15 protein-coding genes are annotated in these 19,773 nt (G+C 56.6%); 5 read left to right on the top strand and 10 right to left on the bottom strand.

Annotation, left to right across the window (positions count from 1 at the left end; translation table 11 throughout):
- Together DFP98_RS08150 and DFP98_RS08145 are read left to right on the top strand one after the other, a co-directional pair.
- Positions 1 to 3,123 (top strand): ATP-binding protein, encoded by a 3,123-nt coding sequence (locus DFP98_RS08150; RefSeq protein WP_116060086.1) that lies wholly within the window; start codon positions 1 to 3, stop codon positions 3,121 to 3,123.
- Positions 3,124 to 3,126: 3 nt separating this feature from the next.
- On the top strand, positions 3,127 to 4,227 hold the full coding sequence (locus DFP98_RS08145; RefSeq protein WP_116060085.1) for a response regulator: 1,101 nt from the start codon (positions 3,127 to 3,129) through the stop codon (positions 4,225 to 4,227).
- Positions 4,228 to 4,284: 57 nt separating this feature from the next.
- On the opposite strand, the gene DFP98_RS08140 is transcribed toward DFP98_RS08145, so the two are convergent.
- The 7 genes from DFP98_RS08140 to DFP98_RS08110 all read right to left on the bottom strand — a co-directional run bounded on the left by DFP98_RS08140 (position 4,285) and on the right by DFP98_RS08110 (position 14,416).
- The gene (locus tag DFP98_RS08140; protein WP_116060084.1) at positions 4,285 to 6,426 is read right to left on the bottom strand and encodes a hypothetical protein; all 2,142 of its coding nucleotides are present in this window, start codon (positions 6,424 to 6,426) and stop codon (positions 4,285 to 4,287) included.
- 29 nt (positions 6,427 to 6,455) lie between these two features.
- A complete protein-coding gene (locus DFP98_RS08135) occupies positions 6,456 to 7,340 on the bottom strand; it encodes a carbohydrate ABC transporter permease (protein ID WP_116060083.1) in 885 nt (294 codons plus the stop codon).
- Between the two features lie 16 nt (positions 7,341 to 7,356).
- Complete coding sequence (locus DFP98_RS08130; RefSeq protein WP_116060280.1) at positions 7,357 to 8,256, bottom strand: ABC transporter permease; 900 nt, start codon at positions 8,254 to 8,256, stop codon at positions 7,357 to 7,359.
- Between the two features lie 5 nt (positions 8,257 to 8,261).
- Positions 8,262 to 9,953 (bottom strand): extracellular solute-binding protein, encoded by a 1,692-nt coding sequence (locus DFP98_RS08125; RefSeq protein ID WP_116060082.1) that lies wholly within the window; start codon positions 9,951 to 9,953, stop codon positions 8,262 to 8,264.
- 101 nt (positions 9,954 to 10,054) lie between these two features.
- Entirely contained in the window at positions 10,055 to 11,362 is a 1,308-nt protein-coding gene (locus tag DFP98_RS08120; protein WP_116060081.1) for a response regulator transcription factor, read from the bottom strand.
- Positions 11,363 to 11,366: 4 nt separating this feature from the next.
- Complete coding sequence (locus DFP98_RS08115; protein WP_116060080.1) at positions 11,367 to 13,100, bottom strand: sensor histidine kinase; 1,734 nt, start codon at positions 13,098 to 13,100, stop codon at positions 11,367 to 11,369.
- Positions 13,101 to 13,198: 98 nt separating this feature from the next.
- Positions 13,199 to 14,416: a beta-galactosidase gene (locus DFP98_RS08110; protein ID WP_116060079.1), complete on the bottom strand. Its 1,218-nt coding sequence runs from the start codon at positions 14,414 to 14,416 to the stop codon at positions 13,199 to 13,201.
- Between the two features lie 419 nt (positions 14,417 to 14,835).
- Here DFP98_RS08110 and DFP98_RS08105 point away from each other — a divergent pair, with 419 nt between their 5' ends.
- Genes DFP98_RS08105 through DFP98_RS08095 form a run of 3 tightly spaced genes read left to right on the top strand, consistent with a single transcriptional unit; the run spans position 14,836 to position 17,812 of the window.
- The gene (locus DFP98_RS08105) at positions 14,836 to 15,804 is read left to right on the top strand and encodes a zinc-dependent alcohol dehydrogenase (protein ID WP_116060078.1); all 969 of its coding nucleotides are present in this window, start codon (positions 14,836 to 14,838) and stop codon (positions 15,802 to 15,804) included.
- Between the two features lies 1 nt (position 15,805).
- Complete coding sequence (locus tag DFP98_RS08100) at positions 15,806 to 16,798, top strand: alcohol dehydrogenase catalytic domain-containing protein (protein ID WP_116060077.1); 993 nt, start codon at positions 15,806 to 15,808, stop codon at positions 16,796 to 16,798.
- 15 nt (positions 16,799 to 16,813) lie between these two features.
- Complete coding sequence (locus DFP98_RS08095; protein ID WP_116060076.1) at positions 16,814 to 17,812, top strand: SGNH/GDSL hydrolase family protein; 999 nt, start codon at positions 16,814 to 16,816, stop codon at positions 17,810 to 17,812.
- 412 nt (positions 17,813 to 18,224) lie between these two features.
- On the opposite strand, the gene DFP98_RS08090 is transcribed toward DFP98_RS08095, so the two are convergent.
- The 3 genes from DFP98_RS08090 to DFP98_RS38980 form a co-directional block, all read right to left on the bottom strand.
- A complete protein-coding gene (locus DFP98_RS08090; RefSeq protein WP_116060075.1) occupies positions 18,225 to 18,788 on the bottom strand; it encodes an FAD-dependent oxidoreductase in 564 nt (187 codons plus the stop codon).
- Positions 18,789 to 19,403: 615 nt separating this feature from the next.
- Positions 19,404 to 19,592: an H-type small acid-soluble spore protein gene (locus DFP98_RS08085; protein ID WP_116060074.1), complete on the bottom strand. Its 189-nt coding sequence runs from the start codon at positions 19,590 to 19,592 to the stop codon at positions 19,404 to 19,406.
- 2 nt (positions 19,593 to 19,594) lie between these two features.
- Positions 19,595 to 19,759, bottom strand: coding sequence for a hypothetical protein (locus tag DFP98_RS38980; RefSeq protein WP_209077677.1), 165 nt, complete (start codon positions 19,757 to 19,759; stop codon positions 19,595 to 19,597).
- Between the last annotated feature and the right edge of the window lie 14 nt (positions 19,760 to 19,773).

Here is a 19,773-nt window from a genome sequence, read left to right as displayed (position 1 = left end):
TTGCCCGGAAAAACACCGCTGAGCAGAGCGGCGGCAATCGGCGTAATCAGCCTGGTGCTCGTCTCGCTCCTGTTTCTCTCGCTGATGGGAAACGGGGGCGGCTCGGAAGCTTCCCCGCAAGTGCGCGGCGGAACAATGAGCTTGAAAAATTGGAGTCCCGATCAGGGTTCGGTCAAGCTGGACGGCGAATGGGAGTTTTATTGGAATCAGCTTTTATCTCCCGAAGACTTTCGCAAGCAAGGGGAAGCGTTAACCGGCAGCGCCGTTTATATGTCGGTCCCCTCTTCCTGGAACGGACAAGTCGTGAACGGCATAAAGCTGCCCGCATACGGCGAAGCAACCTACCGAATGGTGCTAACCGACCTTCAAACACCCGGAATTTACGCCCTGAAGAAATCGAACATCCGATTCTCGAGCCGGATTTACGTGAACGGCGAGGAGCTTCTGACGGACGGCCTGCCGGACGGAGGAGACAGCGCTTACGAACCCGGCAACCGGCCCAAGCTGAACAACTTCTATAGCGAAGGCGGCGATGTCGAGATTGTGGTGCAAGCCGCCAACTACGATTACATCAATTCCGGCTTTGTCGTTCCCCTTCTGTTCGGGAAGGACGAGACGCTGATCTCGATTCAGCGGAATACGATCGCACGAGAAATCGCCATTATGGCGATTCTTGGAACGTTGGCGCTGATTTATGTGATCTGTTTCATTGCAGCGGCGATGTACAGCAGGAAGGATTATTCCTTGCTGATGCTTGCGCTTCTGTGCGCATCGGCCGGAATCTACCACAGTCTGATGGGAGAACGCTCGCTGCTGCTGTTAATTCCGGATGTCTCATTCGCGATGCTGTACAAAATCAAAGATGTAGCATCGGTTCTCACCTGCATGTCCGTAGCCTTGGCCTTTTACCACCTGCAGAAGAGCATCATTTCATTTAGACTAACGCTGGCCGTTACGCTTGTGCTGGGAACTTTCGCAATTTTAATCGTGTTTCTCCCTATCAGCGCCTACACGCCCATTCAATACTACATCGTCATTATGTACCAGCTGCTGCTAATCTGGCTTTTCATCAGAGCTTCTTATCTTTATATCCGTCAGAAGGAAGGTCAGCGTTGGAAGTATTTTCTGCTGTGCATGGCGATTTTGCCGATGAACCTGTACTCTATCGATACGATTTTGTTTGCACTCAGTGTTAGTTCGTCCCTTCAATTCAGTCAGTTCTGCATTATCGCCTTTAACCTGGGCATGCTGCTTCTCATCGTCCTGCGTTTTTTCGAGGCGTACCATACGATTAATGAAATGAAGGATCAGTTGCTGCGCTTGGACAAAATCAAAGACGACTTTCTGTCCAACACCTCTCACGAGCTGAGAACGCCGCTGAACGCCATCGTCAACATATCCGAAACTTTGCTTAAAGGAGTAAGCGGCTCGGTCAACGGCGAACAGGCGCAGAACCTGTCGCTTGTCGTTGGCAGCGGTCGACGGTTGACTCATCTCGTCAATGAGCTGCTCGACTACTCCAAGCTGAAGCATGGGGATTTGAAGCTGAACAAAAGCCGTCTGATTCTGAATGCTTACGTCGAATCGGTCATGCGCATCCATCAATTCCTGCTGGAGGGAAGAAGTACGACGCTTGTCAATCGCGTGCCGGACGACCTCCCCCTCGTTCACGCTGACGGCATTCGGCTTACGCAAATTTTACATAATCTGATCGGCAATGCCGTCAAGTTTTGCGATCGGGGAACTGTCGAGGTAAACGCGGCGGTTGCCGGAGAATGGGTTGAGATTCGCGTCAGCGATACCGGAATCGGCATCGAACCCCATATGTTGGAACGGATTTTTCTGGATTACGAGCAAGGAGAGCATGCGGGTGCGCCCCAGTATGCTGGAACGGGGCTCGGATTAAGCATTACGAAACGGCTTGTCGAGCTGCACGGAGGCCGCATCGGCGTCCGCTCGACTCCCGGACACGGCGCAACGTTCACCTTCACCTTGCCCGTCGCCCCCGGCAAATCAACCAAATCGGGAGCGGTGCTGCCTGCGGACAAGTCTCCTTTTTCCGGCGGCGATCTAGCTCATCAGGAATATCCTCTATATATCGAGGGAGAAAGCAAGGAGTCCATTCTGATCGTGGACGACAATGCGCTGAATCTGCAAAGCATGATCAACCTGTTTAAGCTGGAAAATCAAACGGCAGTCGCCGTCAATCGCGGAGAGATGGCGCTGCGGACCGTCTTTTCCCGACAGGAGTTTTACCTCGTCGTGCTGGATATCGCAATGCCGGATCTATCGGGCTTCGAGGTGCTGCGACGCATCCGCGAACGCTTTTCTCCCTTCGAGCTCCCCGTCCTGATGCTGACGGCAAGAAGCCGAAGCGAGGATATTCGTCTGGCCATGGAGCTGGGGGCCAACGATTTTGTCGCCAAGCCGTTCGAGTCCGAAGAGCTGATGGCCCGGGTTAGAAGCCTGTCGAAGCTGAAATCGTCTGTAAAGCTGGCCAGAGATGCGGAAATCGCCTTTTTGCGTTCCCAGATCAAGCCCCACTTCCTGTATAACGCCCTGACCGCGGTCGCCGAGCTATGTATGACCAATCCCAGGCAGGCGGAGGAGGTTACGTTGCAATTGTCGCGTTACTTGCGCAGCAGCTTTGATTTCAAGCATCTGGACACGATGACGACGCTAAACGACGAACTGGCATTGGTCCGGGCTTATGTCGGGATTGAGCAGGCCCGGTTCGGCGCCAGGCTGCGTGTAGAATACGAAGTGGATGCCGATCCGAACCTGCTGATTCCTCCTCTTATGATTCAACCGCTGGTGGAAAATGCAATTCGGCATGGCGTCATGTCCAACTCCAAGGGCGGCGTTGTGAGTCTGTTCGTTAAGGGAAGCGTCGGAAATGGAGTTACTTTGCGGATAGAGGACAACGGCTGCGGAATGAGTCCGCAGAAGCTGCATCACGTGCTGAACCCGAATTCGGCGGCAAAGGGCATCGGACTGTGGAACATCGGCCAGCGCTTGCGCCTTCTATACGGTACGGATATGAGGATTGAAAGCCGGGAAGGCGCAGGCACGCGAATCGAAATTGTACTGCCGGGAGAAAATGCGATTGCGAAAGGAAGCTGACGTATGCTGCGGATCATGGTTGTAGATGATGAGGAACTCGCGGCGATGCGCTTGATGCGTATCTTGTCCGAGCGCGACGAGCCAAGCGAAGCCATCATGTTTTTGGACTCGTTGGAAGCGTACGAATATGCCAAAGCGCATCCCGTCGACGTTGCTTTTCTGGACATTTCCATGCCCGACGTCAACGGTATGCAATTGTCGAAGCTGCTGACTGACACTCGTGAGACGACTAAAATCGTTTTTGTCACCGGATATGACACGTACGCGGTTCGCGCCTTCGAGCTGAACGCCCTGGATTACATCATGAAGCCGATCACCGCGGAGAGGCTCGACGTCACGATGAAGAGGATCGGAACGGAGAATCAGGCGACTGCGGCGGCAAAGCCTTCGCTCGAGGTATTCCTGTTCAACGGAATGAATTTGAATCTTCGGACCGCCGAAGGCGCAAGAGAAGCCGTTAAGTTGCGGAGTCCGAAAACCGAAGAGCTATTCGCTTTTCTGCTCTGCAAGCGCGTCGTGATTAGAGAGGAAATTATCGATACGTTGTGGAACGGACTTGTGCCCGATAAAGCATGGAAAAACCTCAATTCCACTCTCTATTACGTTCGGAAGGCGATCAATACGACCGAACATAAAAGCGAAATCACCGTAACGGGCAACGAAATTCGGATCAATACGGACGAGCTTTACTGCGATCTGTACGAGTTCGAGCATCTGCTGAAGGAGATTAGGCGCGATCCGGAACGGAACACGCCGCTGCTTAAGCGAGCCGAAGCGCTGTACGCCGGACCTCTCCTTAGGGGCAAAGCATACGATTGGGCCAGCGAGTACGCTCTCAGCCTCGAACGGCAATACACCGAGCTCTTGGAGCTGCAGGCTCGCCATTACCGCCAGCGCGGTCAGCTTCTTCAGGCGCTGAACGGCTATGGCGAAATTTTGAAGCTGGACGCCATACGGGAGGATGTCCATGGCGAAATGATCCGCATTTTCCTCGAGCTGGGCCGCAAAAACGACGCTCTCAGGCAATATCGGCAATTGGAAGCTATGCTGCGCACCGATCTGGGGATAGAGCCGGACGCGGAAATCAAGAAGCTGCTGCTGTAAACGCTATAAGGCGGTGCGGGGATACAAATTCCCCGCACCGCCTTATCTATTGCAAGCTCAATACCCCGAAGGCAGCGCGAACAGCCTGCCCTCTCCCGCGGCGAAGGAAGCGGAAAGCGTTCCCGTTGCCGAATTGTAATCGGTGGCGATCTCCAGCCCCGTCGACTTGGACACCTCCGTCACTGCAGACGGTTTACCGGGCAACGAGAAGCTCAACGTTCTTCCGTTCTCGTAATCTCGGTTGACGACCATAACGTATTTGCGCCCGGCATCGTCCTTGAAGTAGCCCACGACCGCCGGCTTCGACGAGTCCGCAAGCTGCCAGAAGAAGCCGGAGGGCAGCGCCTGCGTCGAAGGCGGCAATGTCCCGGTGTGGTAAACCTCCTGGGAAGTAAGCCCGGTAAGCGTTGTCCCGAGCTTCAGCAGCTCCGCGTTCAGCCCTTGCGCATAACCGTAGGTGACATTCTTTGTTCCGTCAGGCAAAATCAATCCGCCGAAGAACGGCGCTCCGCTCGCTTCGATGCCCGGAGTGAAGTAGGTAAAGTAAAGAACGCCCTTGGCCCCGTAGGCCAGATTCGTATAGATTTGATAGCTCATCTCCGCCTGCGTCGGCTGTCTTAATTGCCCCGTAATGCCAACCGACTGCATGTACGACCAGAAATCGACTCCCGCCTTCAGCCCTTGGCTGCGAATGACCTCCAGATTCGTATAATAATCGTTCCGGAAGCCTCCGTCGTACAGGAAGGGATAGTGGTCGAACGCGAGAACGTCGGGCTTTTTACTCGCCCACCGATAGACATAATCCTCGTAAGAGCCCCCGACGAGCTGCTGATCGACGACAAACCAGTAATCCCCGCCGCTCGGCAGTCCGTTGGCGTAGCCTGTGCCGGACGATGTCCAGTCCTTGTCGGCATGAGCTTGCACCACCCAGCCGACGGAGCCGTCTCCCCCGCCTCCATGCGTCAGCTCCCAGTAATACTCCGTCGACGGCGCGACCGTCGCGTTTATCGTAAAAACCGGGAAGTTGTCGGCGGATGAAGCCAGCGTGCTTGAGCCAAGCAGCGTCTGCTTTGCCGGAGAATTCCACAGCTTCAGCGTCAGCGACTCTCCGGCGCTCCAGGTCAGCCGATCGATCCATAGCTGGATCGTCCCTAGCGAGGTCTGTCCCGGCGAGGTCCGGAACGTCTGCCCGAGACTGCGATTCGTTCTGACGAAATCCCCGGAATAATCGAGCACTCCCCATTGCTCCTGCGTCGCATTGACCGGGAACAGGTTTACGAACGTCATGCTTCCCGGGTCCTGCGCCCTGAACCGGTCCCGTACCGCTTCGATCCGCCCCATCAGCCCCGAGCCCGGCTCGTCGTACAGATGATAGCCCAGCAGCGCAGGATGGCTCTTGTACGCATCCGCAACGGTATCGACAATGGCGTCTGTAGGCCGATTACCGTCATTATAGGCTTCCTGCGCGAAGGAAACGTCGAACCACAGGTCCCTTCCCGTCGCGATTCCTTCCTGATAAGCCGAACCGTCCGCATAGGCGTCGCCCGTGCTCGTCGCCACCCAGCCGATTGCGATCGTGCTGTCGCTGGTCAGTTCCATATAATACGACTGATCGGTCTGAACCGGCCTACTGAACGAAAACGTCGGGAAATACGTATCCGGACGGCCGGTGATCGAAGCGCCTCCGAGCAGCGTGTTTTTGGCGGGACTGTCATACACGTTTAACGTCAACGTCACCCCTTCTGGCCAATAATCCTTGTCGATATTGAGCTTTACGGATGTGATGTACCAGGCCGTGCCCGTCGTCGGCGACTTGAACGTCTGACCGAGCCGATTGCCGCTGCTGACGAAATAACCGCCGCCGTTCACGTTCTGCGCGACATGGCGATCCGTCCAATGGAGCCGGAAGTCGGTCGCCAAAATTTCGAGTCCGTTCTCCTCCGCCAAGTCGAGCGCCGCGGCATTATGCTCCGGCGTAACGATAACCGCTGCGCCGATGACGACATTGGCGTTCATCGCGGCAATATCCGCATAGGCGGCAGAGGTCGTATGCTCCTGGGACGGTGGAAAGAAAATTCCGATCGGGAACGCCGCCGAAGAGGCGGACGCCTGTCCGACGGGCACCAATGCCAGCAAAGCCGCCATCGCCGCGCTCCATAGCTTCATTCGTCCCTTGCTGTTGCTTCGTTTGTTTTCCATTTTGCAGCCTCCTCAATCGAATTAAGGAATTACGCTTTTACGCTTCCAAGCACGATGCCTTTCACGAAAAACCTTTGCAAGAACGGATACACGAGCAGAATCGGCAAAGCCCCGACGAAAATTTGCGCCGCTCGCGTCGTGCGCTGCGAAATCTCCGACAGCTCGGACAAGCTCAGGCCGCTGAGCGCTAGCGGGTTGCTGTTGATGACCATCAGCTGCAGGTAGGTCGACAGCGGATATTTCTCCGGAAAATTCATCAGGATGAGACCGTCGAACCAAGCGTTCCAATGTCCGACAAGCGTGAACAGCGCCACCGTCGCGATAACCGGCATGGACAGCGGAACGACGATTCTCCACAGGACAGTGAAGTAACCGGCTCCATCCATAAAGGCGGATTCCTCGATCTCCCCGGGCAGCCCGCGGAAGAAATTCAGCATCAATATGACGTTGAACACCGGCACGGCCCCCGGAACGACCAGCCCCCAGACCGTGTCCACAAGTCCTGTGGCGTTGATCGTCAGAAACCAGGGAATCAATCCGCCGCTAAACAAAATCGTCGCCACGAAATACCACGCGTACGCGGTGCGGAGCCGGAAATCTTTCGTCTGCTTCGACAGCGGATAGGCGCATAGCACCGTCAGCGTCATATTCAGGGCGAAGCCGAGCGCCGCCCGCTCCAACGAAACGCCGAATGCGCGCAGAAACTCCGGCTTGTGCAAAATATAATCATAGGAAGCCAGAGTCGCCTCGACCGGCCAAATTCCGACCAGACCCGCCGAGGCCGCCGTACTCGAGCTGAGCGACACCGCGAACACATGCACAAGCGGAAGCAGACAGGCGACGGAGACGAGGAGCAGAAAGCCGTAGTTCGCGGCCGTAAAAGCAATGCCGCCAAGCGACTTGTTTGTATGCATGGCTCTCCCCCTCGGATCAGAATATTCGGTAATTGGCCAGCCTGTAGGCCAGGAAGTAAGACAATGAAATCAGAATCAGCGATACGAACGACTTCAGCAGACCAATCGCCGTCGCCACGCCGAATTGGGCGTCCAGAATGCCGATCCGGTAGATGAGCGTATCGAGAATATCGCCGCTCTCGTACACCGACGGGCTGTACAGATTAAACACCTGCTCGAAGCCCGCGTTCAGCACGTTGCCGAGACTCAGCGTCGCCAGCAGAACGATAACCGGCAGCATGCCCGGCAGCGTGACGTGCCGCATCTGCTTCCAGCGGCCGGCCCCGTCCATAACCGCAGCCTCGTACAAAGACGGATTGATGCCGGTAATCGCCGCCAGGTAGACGATCGTGCTGAAGCCGAATTCCTTCCATACGTCCGAGGCAACCAGCGTAAACGGAAACCAGCCGTTGTCGCCGAGGAAGAAGACGGACCGGCCTCCCAGCGCCTGCACGATCCGGTTGACAACCCCCTCCGACGGAGACAAAATATCAATCAAAATGCCGCTGATGATAATCCACGACAGGAAGTGCGGCAGGTAGACGAGGGTCTGGAACGTTTTCTTGAAAAATTGGAGCCGCACCTCGTTCAGCAATATGGCAATGGCGATCGGAACGGTCAAGCCCGCGACGATCTTCATGACCGAGATGAACAGCGTGTTCCAGACGACTCTCCCGATATCGGGCATATTCAGCACGTAGCGAAAGTTGTCCAGACCGATCCACTCCGAGCCGAACAGCCCTTTGACCGGAACGAATTGCTGGAAGGCGATCGTTACGCCGACCATCGGCACGTAGCAATAGACGAAGACGATCAGCGCTCCCGGCAGCAGCATCAGGTGGAGCGGAAGCTCCCGCAGCGCTTTCATAGCTTTCATCGGCTTCACCTGCTAGCCGCCCAGGCCGCCACCTCCTGGGTAATGACGTCTCCTCCGAGCTTCTTCCAGTTCGCGACGAACTCGTCGAAGGAGTCGATCGGCGCCGAGCCCATGATGATCTTCGTGAACGCCTCCAGCTCCAGCTTGTTCAGCGAAGCCAGCTTCTGGGACATCACCTCGGTCGGAGCGGACAGAAACTCGTTCGGCTTAAAGCCGTTGTTCCGGTTGTAATCCGCCAGCAGCTCTTGGGAGCCGCCGGGACCGAACACAAGCGAGTATCCCCAGCCGAGATTGTCCCCCGCCTGATAGTCTTTAATTGTCTTGAAAATGAACGGCTGTCCGGTCGTCTTGTCGAGTACGCTCTCGTCATCCTTTTCCAGCGCCTGCTTCAATATCTCGAAGTTGTCCAAGTTGGCCGTCGGATTCGAGCCGCGCACAAGCGCGTACTGCCACTTCTCGACCGCGCCGTTGACGCCGATCTCCTCCGCCGGATACTGCTCCTTCGGCCAGACGGTATTAAAAGCGTTGAGTAGCTTGACGAGCGCTTCCGGATGCTCGGCGCCCTTGCGCACGACGTAATATTCGGCGACGCTGAAGGCGGTTTGCGGCTTGGCTGCCTCTCCGCTTGCCGATGGAAGCCGATAAGGCCGCAAGTCGAAGTTCGGGTCCTTGTTTTTGCCTTCCTGGAACAGCAGCGGCATATAGTGCGCGCCGTAGAGCATGCCCAGCTTGCCTGAGTTGACGTCCTGAATGAGCACGTCCGCATTTTTGACCCCGTATTCCTGGTCGACGCCGCCTGCGGCGTACAGCTTCTGCAGGTTGGCCAGCACCGTCTTCATCTCCGGCTGGATGCTTCCGTATCCCAAGGCTCCGGAGGCGTCCTTCACCCAAATGCCCGGATAGGCGCCGTAGCCGTTCGAGAAGCCTTCGAGCCCGGCGAAGAAGCCGTACAATTCCTTGGCGATGCCCAATCCGTAAGTATCGTTCTTGCTGTTGCCGTCCGGGTCCTGTTTGGCGAACGCTTCGGCAATCGCCAGCGCGTCGTCCATCGTCTTCGGCTCCGGCAGGTTCAGCTTCTTCAACCAATCGGCCCTCAGCCACAGAAGGGGAGCCGTATCCGTCGAGCCCGGGTTGAGCGGCAGGCCGACAAGTTGGCCTTTGAACGTCGCCGAATTCAAGCCTTCGCCGCCGTCCTTGCTCAGCAGCTCCTTCGTTCTCTCCGAGCCGTATTTCTCCAGCGCTTCCGCCAGATCTTCAAGCTGCCCGGCATCGTATAGCTGCTTCATCTTGGCGCCGGATACCGGCATAATGTCCGGCAGCTTCCCGGTCGTCATCATTACGTTCAGCTTCTGTTCGTACTGGCTCGGATCGACAGCCCACAAATATTTGAGCTTGATCCCGAGCTCCTTCTCGTACAGCTTTGTCCAGGCGTTGTTGTCGATCGTGTCTCCGTTCTCGAACTTCATCGTCGTCGCAACGGAACGAACGGCGGTCACCTCGATCGGCGGATCGAACCTGCCCATCGGATCGGCTGCCTCCTCCGCCGGCGACGGCTCGACCGAGGCCGACTCCGAGGCGCTTGGAGCGGCGGAGCTTGCCGCCCCTCCGTTTTCCTTCGACGAGCTGCAAGCCGCGAGCGACATTGTCAGCATAGCTGCGATCAGTGTCACGACGATTTTACGATTATACGCTTTCATTGCTCTTCCCCCTGACTGAAAATGTGGTTACGCCCTCATTATATCGGGGCATGGGGAGCTCCCACTACGCGCATCTGTTGCCTTTCTTTGCTTTTCGTTGCCTACTTGTCGCCGCCCCTGTCGCGGTATTCCTGCGGCGTAAGTCCGAATTGCTTCTTAAAGAACCGCGTGAAATGCGGAGCCGATTCATAGCCGACGGCCGCCGCGATTTCGTGGATTTTCAGCTTTCCGTCGGCAAGCAGCCGCTTCGCCTCGTTCATTCTGCGATCCGCGATATATTCGAATAAAGTCGCTCCGCTCAGCCTTCTGTACGTTCTGGACAGATAGGTCGGGCTATGATGGACAAGCTCCGCCAACCGGGTAAGCGACAGCTCCCCGTCCAAATTGGCGGCAACGTATTCGTGCACGACGCGGATCATTCTCGGCATCGAATCGCCGTCCGATTCGGACGGCTCTGCCTCCCCTTGTAGGAACAGCTCACTCCCGCAGGAAGAGGAACGCTTCAGCCAATCGCACAGCCGGCGCGCCTCTTCGCCGAAGTCGCCCCAATCGCACACTCGGCCGCCCAACGCCAACGAGACCGGCAGCTTCAGCCATTCCCGGCACGCTTCCTGCGCCGCCTCGGCAATGCTTGGCATTCTGGATACCAGGTTGTCCCATGCCTTCTCCGCTTCTTCGGACGATTCGTCCTCCGCCGTATGCGAGCGGGGCTGAACCGCCCATATGTTATAACCCGGCTCCGGCTGAACGGATACGTACGCGCACGTCGGCTGAAGAAACTCGCCGAATATATTGCTGCATGCATATTCGAGCGGCTCCCTTCCCCGCTCCTCCAGCTCGCTATCGTAACGCAGCGCCATAACCCATACGGAACGGTCGGCCGAAAGGGGAATTTCCGCCTCCGCGAACCTTGTGCGCCGAGTCTCGGCGTCTCTTTCCCCGCCGTCCAGCAGCGCGCTGTGCCGCAGCACCTCCAAGGCGCTTTGATGCTTCGCGTCCGCTCTTCGTACCCGCTCCACCGCTCTCTCCTGCTGCTCGATCTGGCGAAGCGCTTTTTCGACGGCTTGGACGATCAACTCGTCGTCTTCGTTTTTCAGCAGATAGTCCACGATTCCCCCGTTGCGCAGCGCCCTCTGCATATAATCGAATTCGTTGTAGCCGGTTAGAAACACAATTTTGCACCAGGGACATCTCGCCAAAATTTTTTCCTGCAGCTCAATGCCGTCCATTCCGGGCATGCGAATGTCCGACACGACCAGATCGATTCTTGTCCGCTCCAGTCTCTCCAGCGCCTCATAGGCATGATAGGCCCGGTACAGCTCCAGCTCCAAATGCATCGCCTGCTGCAAAATCTGATAGATGCCGTTTACGATAATCGGCTCGTCGTCGACGATAAGTACGCGATACATAGCTTCATTCCCCCTCTATCGGAATAGTCAGCGTAACGAGCAGTCCGGACGGCTCTGCGCTTTGAACGGATACGCCCCCCGAAGGGCCGTATCTAAGGCGAAGACGGCGATGAACGTTAACGATTCCGGTCGTCTCCCCTTCGTCTGCGGTCGCGTCCAGTCTTCGGCGCAGCTCCTCCAGTTCGCCGGGCGGAAGTCCCTTGCCGTTGTCCCGCACCTCTATACGCAGCAGCCCGTCCCTTTCCAGGAAGGAAACGGACAAGCGGCCCTCGCCTATGATGTCTCTTAACCCGTGATGGTAGACATTCTCGACAATCGGCTGCAAAATGAGGCGCGGTACGGCAATCGCCCTGAGCTTGTCCGACAGCTCCTCCATCTTCACCTCGATCCGGTTGGAGAAGCGCATGCCCTGAATTTCCATATAAGCCCGGACGTGATCCGCTTCGGAGCCGAGCGGGACCTCCCCTTCTCCGTTGCGCGTGACGTATTGAAAATAGGCGCCGAGGTTTTTCGATACCTGCTCGGCTTTGTCGATGTCGTAGGACTTGATCAGCTGATTCAGCGTAAAAAAGCTGTTATACAGGAAATGCGGCGCGATCTGCGCCTGAAGCTGCTTCAGCTCCGACTGCTGCGAACGAATCTTCTGCACGTACAATTCGTCGATTAGCTGCTTCAGCCGCTGTACCGTTTTGCCGAAGCGCTGGAACAAGTAGCCGAACTCATCCTTTCGATCCCGATTCAGCTTCAAGGCCGTGTTAAAGTTGCCCTCCTCCACGTTCCTGAATTGCCTGACGAGCAGAGAGAGCGGACGTTGAATCAATTGAAAAATGCCATAGGAAAATACGACGATCATGACGAGTGAGCAGACGACGAGCAGCCAGAACCAGTTGCGATACGATTTCAGCTTGCCGAATACGACATCCTCGGGAATATAGACGGCCAGCACGGACTCCAGCAGCGGGGATTTCTCGTAAAAGGCCAAATATGACGTTCCGTCCGCATTAACCGTCTGGATCGCCTCGTTCTCCGAAGCGCCGGGAAGCCAAGCCGCTCCGATTCCGGCCGCGACCGCCTCCCGCCCGTCGCTGACGATCGTCCAGCCCTCGCCATACAGCGCCGAGCTGCCCTTATCGGCGATTCGGCTCATTCTGGCCTTGAGCGCATCGACCGAGAGCTCGATCTGATGAACGAAAGCGGGAGGTTGATTGTGAAAATCGGCTTTGCCGGGAGACGACAAATGGAGAAACAATCTCCCGTTCCACTCCGTAACCGGATAAGCTCCTGCTTGATACGCTGCGGCGATCGCTTCCACCTGGGCGATCGCCGCGTCGTCGGCCTCCACCCCCCAGGTCGAGATCACCCGGTTCAGCTCGGGCAAATAAACTCCGATTTTGGCGATCAGTCCGCTCGACTCTTTAAGATCGGTAATCTTGATCGATACGCGGTTGATCGTCTCCGTTTTGCGATAATTGGTCATAATATGGAGCTGGCCGGTCAGATCGAGCAGGTCCGCATCGTTAACCGCCTTCTGCTGGGCGCTTAGAATACGCTCCAGCTCCTGCTCCAGGGCAACGACCTCATAATGAAGCCGGGCCCTCATCGCATCCGAAATTTGCGACCGTACCTCCTGCTTGGCCAGCTCGTTCAACACCAGACTGAGCGCGAACAGCGGCAGCGTAACGGCAATAAAGATCAGCACCAGCTTCGGAAAAATCGAACTGCCGGAGATCGCCCTCATCCGTTCTCCCCCCTCTATTAGGAATGCAAAGAAGGAACCCGCCTCGGGTTCCTGATCTCTCTAAGCGAATGCAAGTATTCCGGCGCGACGGGATGCTGTTAGCAGACAAAACGGACAAGCTTGCCTTCTCCCGGAGCGAGCGTCAGGCGCAACCGGGAGTCTCCCGTCAGGTCGACGGCGCCTTGGACTTGGCTTTGGCTTTGGTTTTGCCCGCCGACAATCCGAGCCTGACGATAGGTCTGCCCGCTTAAAAGCAGCGACGCCTCCGCCGCATCCTCGTAGCTTCCGTTCACGACGAACAACGCCGGAAGGCCCTCCTCATCCATGAAGCAGCCGACGATAACGGCATCGCCTTCGACAGCCTCCAGCGGAGCGAAACCCGCTAAGGAATCTTCCGCTATCGCCTGATGCTTGCCGCCGAATAGAACCCCTACGGATTTTAGCGGCAATAAAGACGGTCCGAGCTCGGCCAGTTCCCGATTAACCGCCTGCACCTCCGCGTAATGTTTCGTCCGACTGCCGTCGCGAGCGATAATGGCGTCCCCGAACTTCTCGCGCCCGTCTTCCGGCGTCCAGTACGTGAAATATTGAATGCCTTTCGCTCCGAAGGCGAGGCTCGTATTCACCTGCCAGCGAATTTCCGCTTCCGTCGGATCCCGATGCGTCCCGTTAAAAGCCAACGTCTGAACGAACAGCCAGAACGGCGTATCGTAACGAATGGACGCGCTGCGGATCATTTCGAGATTGATATAGTAATCCTCGGTGATTCGCTCCCCGGCAAACACGGACGATTCGGTCAGGAAAGGATAATGGTCGTATGACAGCGCCTGAGGCTTGTACACCTGCATGAACTTCTCAATATAATCCGCATAATCCGCCTGCAACAAATCAGCCGCGGCATGGCGCGGAAACAAATTCACGTACGCCAAACCGTCGGGAGCCGTTCGCAAGTAAGCCGCCTTGACGGACGCCAGTTGGTCGATCTCCGGCGCGGAAGGTTCATCCTTCAACAGATGGCCCATATAGGCCGGATGCCCCGCGAACGCCGAGACGCGGCGGCGCAGCTCTTCCTCCGAGGCTGCCGTTCCGATTTGCAGCCGTTTCAAGTCGGGATCGTGAACGATGTATTTTAATCCGTTCGCCGCCGCTGCATCCAAAGCACGCTCGATCGCTTGCTCCCCGCCGTCCTGATATTCCGTTAGGCCGATCACAAAGGTGAAGCCGGCCTCCTTAATCTCGGCGTATCTGGCCGACGTCGCCTCGGAAGCCGGCGGACTCACCCACAGTCCGATCTCCAGCCGATTGCGATATGACATTTTTGCGTCCCCCCTCTAGGGCGTGTATGCATACTCCGAGGAAAGCAGATATTGCCCTTAACGGGTTTGCATACACGGCCCAGATGCTCGTCCTCCAATCGACTTCTTCAAGCCGACTTATGCTCATTATTATAGAGGGAAGCGATCGCAGCGAATAGACGCATTTGTTGCCTTCTCTTGCTCTCTCTTGCTCTTAGGCGCCTTTCGTCCCTTGCTGACTCGCTGCCATGAATCCCGCCCCCTTTAGAAATATGTCAATATTGATCAAATGAACTGTCCATTTTCTTCGTCATCCCCCTTGAAAATAAATAATATAAACCGTCAATCAAAGACAATAACGTGCAAAGACTGTTCCTTCCGCCTATTGTACACTTAACTGAGAAAGACATAGTGATGAAACCGAAAGGCGGGACAAATCGTTGAAAACACTGCAAATTACCGGTGAAAACGCATTTGAGATTATCGAAATTCCGCAGGAGCAGCCGCAAGAAGATCAGGTGACGGTACGCATCGAGATCGTCTCCACCTGTCCGCGCTGGGACATGAGCATGATGGGCGGCAAGGATATGTTCGACGCGTCCAAGCAGCCGGACTACCCGCTTCCTCCAGGCTTCCCCGGTCACGAGATGGCCGGAACCGTAGTGGCCGTCGGCTCCAAAGTCGCGTCACTTAAAGTCGGAGACCGCGTCGCCGCTCTGGAGCACTTGCTCGGCAACGGGGCCTACGCCGAATATTTGAATTATCGCGAGCACGAGCTGATCAAGCTGCCCGACAACGTGGAATGGAAGCAGGCCGTCTCTTTCGAACTGCTGAAATGCGTATTGATCGGCCTGCTGCAATTCGGCGAGATCAGCGGTAAATCCATGGTCGTGTCGGGACTTGGACCGGCTGGCATTCTCGCTATGCAGGCTGCGCGTCTCATGGGGGCGTCGCGAGTCGTGGCGATCGACATTACGCAGGAACGAATCGACTTCGTGAACGGCCTGGGCATCGGTGTCGCGAAGCATGCCGATGAGCTTGGGGACGAGCGCTTCGACCTCGGCTACGATTGCGTCGGCGCGGCGGCTTCCGTTCAGAACGTGCTGGAGCGCGTCGATTCGCATGTTGTGATTTTCGGGGTACTGAAGGGCGAGATTCGCTACGGCGGCCATCTGTGGTTCAAGGGAATTAAGCTGGAGTCGTACAACTACCGCAGCTTCGGAGCAAGCGACCAAGCGCTGCTGCTCGATCTTGTCGCGAACAAAGGTTTGAATACGGTATGCCTGCAAACGCACCATGTTCCTTTATATCGCTATCACGAAACGATTGAGCTGCTGAAAAAACAGGAAGCGATTAAGGTATACGCCTATCCTCCGACCGATTTCGCAGCCGCTGCGGAGGGAAGATAATATGAGAGGCGAGGCAGTCGTATTTACGGATGTCAGACAGGTTCAATTTATGGAGGTCGAGCTGCCCGAACCGGGGCCCGAAGATGTCGTGATCGATCTGGAGTACTCCTGGATCAGCAACGGCACGGAATCGTCCTTCCTATATGGAGAACGGATATCCGGAGAGCAGGTTACCCGTCCGGGAGACGTTCTGCCTTTCCCTCAGGTGGCCGGCTATCAGAAAGTCGGTATCGTGAGAAGCGTTGGCGAAAAGGTTAAAGGACTGGCGATCGGGGATCGGGTATTCGCCTCCATCAGCAAAGTAAACGGCATGAAGTTCGACAGTGGGGGTCATATCAATCCATCTGTCACCGATGCAAGTCAAGTTTGGAAGCTTCCTGACGGCTGCGACCCGCTCGCCTACAGCGGCATGGTGCTGACGCAGGTCGGGTACAACTGCGGCATCCGCCCTGCGGTGGAGCCGGGCGATGTCGCCGTCGTCATCGGCGACGGCATGGTCGGCCAATGGGCGGCCCAGACGCTGGCCCATCGCGGAGCTGACGTATCCGTTCTCGGCAGGCATGACGATAGATTAGCCTTGCTTCCTTCCCATATTCGCTCTTATAATCTTAAGCGTCATAGCTTGTCCGATTGGACCGGAGACCGCGGGGATATCGCCGTCGTCGTCGATTCCGTCGGCGCAATGGGAACGTTCCGGGAGCTGAAGCCGGCCATGCGCCTGAACAGCCACCTCGTCTCCGCCGGTTTTCTCGGCGCGGAGGGCATGGTGGACATTCAGGAGCTGCGCCCGCAGGAGATTACGCTGCACAGTCCTTCCGGGTGGACAACGGCGCGGATGGACGCCACGCTCGTTGGAATTCGCGATGGCTGGCTGAGCACGACTCCGCTAATCTCCCACCGTTTCCCGGCGGAAAAAGCCGCAGAAGCTTGGCAGCTCATTATGGACAAAACGGAGCCGTTCCTGGGAATCGTGCTGGAATGGTCCAAAAGCTGAGGAGTGAAGGAAGCGATGGGACGCAAGCTGGTAGGGGAAGCCTTCGTATTCGCCGGAGAAGAGGAGCTGCCGTTTCGTTACAAGCCGGTAAGCGGCTCGGTAACGTCGGTGCGCAGCCGGTGGAGAAGCGATCTTCCCGAAGCGGTTCGCTACGAGGAAGGCAAGGATTATACGGTGGATTACGGAACGGGCACGATTCGGCGGACGCCGGAAAGCCGAATTGCGGACGCGCGGCTTCATCCGATGTATGGGGTACAGGCATTTAACCATAACGAATATTCCGATTTCAGCAACGCCTCCTATACGGTATACGTCGATTACGAGAGCGAAACGGCTCCCGCAGAAACGACCGTTGCGACCTCGGACATCGAGCGCTCCGGCTTTTTGGATCGGGTCGTGCGCAAGCTGCAGGCCGGCGAAGAGGCTGTCTACGTCGTCTATGGCGATAGCATCAGCACGGGCGGAGAAGCGAGCGAAGAGAGCCTGGCGTACTTCGGGCGTTTCGCGGAGGCGCTGCGTAGCCTGTATCCGCAGGGTCGTCTTCGCATTGTCAACAAAGCCATCGGCGGAGAGGACACCGGGGGCGGGATCAGCCGCGTCGATGCCGACGTCGTTGCGCTGCTGCCTGACCTGGTCTCGATCGGCTACGGCATGAACGATCAGAATGTGCACGAGGACGGCAGCCATACAACGTCGTTGGAGCAATTCGATCGCAATTTGCGCGGCATGATCGAAGCGATCCGCTCGGCGGGCGACACCGACATCGTGCTGGTCACGCCGTGCGAGCCGAATCCCGATTGGCAGCATACGAGCGGACAAACGCCTCTGTACGCCGACGTCATTCGGCATCTTGGCCGGGAATACCGCATCGGCGTCGCCGACGCGCACGCCGAATGGACCGCCGAGCTGGCGGCCGGCAAAACTCCCGCCAGCTTGCTGCTGAACAACATTAACCACCCGAACGACTACGGACACCTGATTTACAGCGAATCGTTCTTCAAAATGCTTTTATAGTAGATGGATCCCGATGTTCAGCCGGTCCTCTTTCTTTCGGATCCGAGGCTTTTGAAGGCACGCTATCCGGTGAGGGATAATAGGCGTTGTTGATTTAAAGCGGGAAACCCGCTTTAAATTCGCTCCAGCGCCCATTTCAGGCAATTTAAAGCGGATGTCCCGCTCTATTTTCGCGTTTTTCCTGTTTTGACGAAAATAGAGCGGGGATTCCGCTTTAAATATCCACTCTTACCCGATATGTAGAAATTAGAGAGGTTTTTCCGCTTTAAATCGCATTCTGCCTACGACACGTCGCAAACCGATCCCCCCCCCCCCTTGTACCGTGGCACATTTATTTTTTGAATCGTCAAAAAAGGCTTTGCTCCGCCTCAAAGCTGAGGGGATGCAAAGCCTTTTTTCAATCAGACTCTTCTTAAGCTTTCAGAATGTCATGGTCGACATAACGCTCGCCGTTCAGTTCGCTGACAACGTTGATCGCCACTTTAGCGCCATCGCCAGCGGTGATGATCGTATGCATGCTCACTCCGGCAATCGTGCCGGCCGCCCATACGTTGTCCAGATTCGTCTTGCCATCCGGAGCGCAGTCGATAATCGTCTTGATGCGCGGCTCCGTCCCCGGCTTCGTGACAACGCCGCTTGCTTCCGCCACGTCTGCGAACATTCCCGTAGCGATAATGACGTGAGTCGCTTCGTAGGACTGCCCGTCCGCTTCGATCGTAACCGAGCCTTCGCCCGCCGTCAGCTTCGTTGCTTTGCCCGTCACAAACTCCGTTCCGAACTTGGCCGCCTGCTTCTTGCCTACAGCAACGAGATCGGGACCGGTAATCCCATCGACGCCGTAATGATTTTCCACCCATGCGCGTTTCGTTACGCTCTGATCGCTATCGATCACCAGCGTCTTCTTGCCTGCCTTCGCGGTAAAAATCGCAGCGCTGGCTCCCGCCGGTCCTCCGCCGATAATGGCAACATCGTACATCGCACTCACTCCTCGTGTGAAAAATTGGGAAGCTCCACCTATTGTAGCACGGAAATAAAGCACTTTCAAAAAGTAAGCCCCAATTCGCGATGTCACGGGCGAAGCAGACGCGGGTTGCAGCCTCGACTGTAGCCGCATTGAGCTAACAGCTGCCTCATTTCGCTGCAACCTCACGGAGTCGGCTTACAGAGCGGCGACATGCTTTTTTCTCGCTGCAACCTCACGGAGTCGGCTTACAGAGCGGCGACATGCTTTTTTCTCGCTGCAACCTCACGGAGTCGGCTTACAGAGCAGCGACACGCTTTTTTCTCGCTGCAACCTCACAGAGTCAGCTTACAGCGCAGCGACACGCTTCTTTCTCGCTGCAGCCTCACGGAGTCGGCTTACAGAGCGGCGACACGCTGTTTTCTCGCTGCAACCTCACGGAGTCGGCTTACAGAGCGGCGACACGCTTTTTTCGCGCTGCAACCTCACGGAGTCGGCTTACAGAGCGGCGACATGCCCGTTTCTCGCTGCAACCTCACGGAGTCGGCTTACAGAGCGGCGATATGCCCGTTTCTAGCTGTAACCCGACTGAGTCAGCTTACAGAGCTTGCCGCCCGCCCCCAACTCAAACTAGTGCGACACTTCCTCCAGCTTCTCAACGCCAACTGTTCGAACATCCGTCGGGCTTTGGCCGACCTGCACGGTCGCCACGCCGCCCGCAACGTCCACATCCTCGATCCAGACCGGCTCGCCGCTGTCCAGACGGACCTTGAAATTATCCGCCGATTCGTAAATTTCCTTTGCTCTCTGCGCGTCCATATTCAATCCTCCAACGTTTCTTCGATTTCCGGCACCCATCCGTTATGCAAGGTGACCTGCCCGCCGCCCAACCCTTCGTTGACCATTCGGTCGACGTCCATGTCGAACTCGTCCCTTCCTTCGTAGATCGAGTCCTCAAGCCCCTTTTCCTTGTCCTCGGAAGCCACTTGCGGCATCCCCC

The organism is Cohnella phaseoli (assembly GCF_003386235.1).
Taxonomy (GTDB): Bacteria; Bacillota; Bacilli; order Paenibacillales; family Paenibacillaceae; genus Cohnella; species Cohnella phaseoli.
The sequence above is the reverse complement of the archived record's forward strand: the minus strand, read 5'-3'. Positions and strand labels throughout refer to the sequence as shown.

Excerpts from the sequence above, each read along its gene's own strand:
- DFP98_RS08115 (WP_116060080.1), bottom strand. The coding sequence starts at position 13,100 with ATGAGGGCGATCTCCGGCAGTTCGATTTTTCCGAAGCTGGTGCTGATC.
- DFP98_RS08095 (WP_116060076.1), top strand. The coding sequence starts at position 16,814 with ATGGGACGCAAGCTGGTAGGGGAAGCCTTCGTATTCGCCGGAGAAGAG.
- DFP98_RS08125 (WP_116060082.1), bottom strand. The coding sequence starts at position 9,953 with ATGAAAGCGTATAATCGTAAAATCGTCGTGACACTGATCGCAGCTATG.
- DFP98_RS08090 (WP_116060075.1), bottom strand. The coding sequence starts at position 18,788 with ATGTACGATGTTGCCATTATCGGCGGAGGACCGGCGGGAGCCAGCGCT.
- DFP98_RS08140 (WP_116060084.1), bottom strand. The coding sequence starts at position 6,426 with ATGGAAAACAAACGAAGCAACAGCAAGGGACGAATGAAGCTATGGAGC.
- DFP98_RS08120 (WP_116060081.1), bottom strand. The coding sequence starts at position 11,362 with ATGTATCGCGTACTTATCGTCGACGACGAGCCGATTATCGTAAACGGC.
- DFP98_RS08110 (WP_116060079.1), bottom strand. The coding sequence starts at position 14,416 with ATGTCATATCGCAATCGGCTGGAGATCGGACTGTGGGTGAGTCCGCCG.
- DFP98_RS08100 (WP_116060077.1), top strand. The coding sequence starts at position 15,806 with ATGAGAGGCGAGGCAGTCGTATTTACGGATGTCAGACAGGTTCAATTT.
- DFP98_RS08085 (WP_116060074.1), bottom strand. The coding sequence starts at position 19,592 with ATGGACGCGCAGAGAGCAAAGGAAATTTACGAATCGGCGGATAATTTC.
- DFP98_RS08135 (WP_116060083.1), bottom strand. The coding sequence starts at position 7,340 with ATGCATACAAACAAGTCGCTTGGCGGCATTGCTTTTACGGCCGCGAAC.
- DFP98_RS08145 (WP_116060085.1), top strand. The coding sequence starts at position 3,127 with ATGCTGCGGATCATGGTTGTAGATGATGAGGAACTCGCGGCGATGCGC.
- DFP98_RS08130 (WP_116060280.1), bottom strand. The coding sequence starts at position 8,256 with ATGAAAGCTATGAAAGCGCTGCGGGAGCTTCCGCTCCACCTGATGCTG.